Origin of the sequence: Morganella psychrotolerans (genome assembly GCF_965118875.1) — a bacterium.
In the GTDB taxonomy this organism is placed as follows: Bacteria; Pseudomonadota; Gammaproteobacteria; order Enterobacterales; family Enterobacteriaceae; genus Morganella; species Morganella psychrotolerans_C.
This window is the reverse complement of record NZ_CBCPJD010000067.1, coordinates 1-644: the sequence shown is the minus strand read 5'-3', so window position 1 is coordinate 644 and position 644 is coordinate 1. Positions and strand designations below refer to the sequence as shown.

Sequence of the window (644 nt, the reverse complement as noted above, 5' to 3'; positions counted from 1 at the left end):
CGCATCGGCAATCTGGAAGTCACTGGTCAGTATTGTGTATGACGGGGTGAATTATGATGCAGGAATGGTAATTGGTGCGGAGCTGAAAGGCGGTAAGGTCGATACCATCATGGGATTTAACGCGCAGCAGTTTGCGTTTTATAACCCGGTAAACGGGAAGATGGATTTGTTCATGTACATGAAGGACGGCCAGATTTTCATGAACGAAGCCTTTATCAATAAAGCCTGGCTGAATGAAGTTGTGGTCACGGACAAAATGCAGTCTGAGAACTACGTGCCGGGTAAACAAGGATTCATTCTTGATGCGAAAAAAAATAAATTTGAAATGAATTCGAATGAAACCGGCGGAGGGCTGACATTTGATGGAACCGGTCTTTATTTACGGGATGAGCGCGGGAATCTCAAAATTGAAATAGCATTAAAATAATGAAATTACAGGAAATCATATGGCTAAAAATCCGGTTTTTAATGTCTATCATGATACTGGTGAAATAGACAATATTATAGATTCTCTTGCGTTTGTCATTCACTCTGAACAAGTTGACTTTTCAAAAACAAGTATGACATTCGACAGCCGGTATCTGAAAGGTGGTGAGAAAATAATAGCTGTCCCGATAGTTACCCATAGATCAGAAATGCAGGGT

2 protein-coding genes are annotated in these 644 nt (G+C 40.8%); both read left to right on the top strand.

From position 1 onward, the window contains the following. Positions 1 to 427: phage tail tip fiber protein (locus ACMHKJ_RS19355; protein ID WP_413496482.1), on the top strand; the 427-nt coding region annotated here is incomplete at its 5' end. 19 nt (positions 428 to 446) lie between these two features. Further along, on the top strand, positions 447 to 644 hold a 198-nt coding region (locus tag ACMHKJ_RS19350), incomplete at its 3' end, for a hypothetical protein (RefSeq protein WP_413496480.1).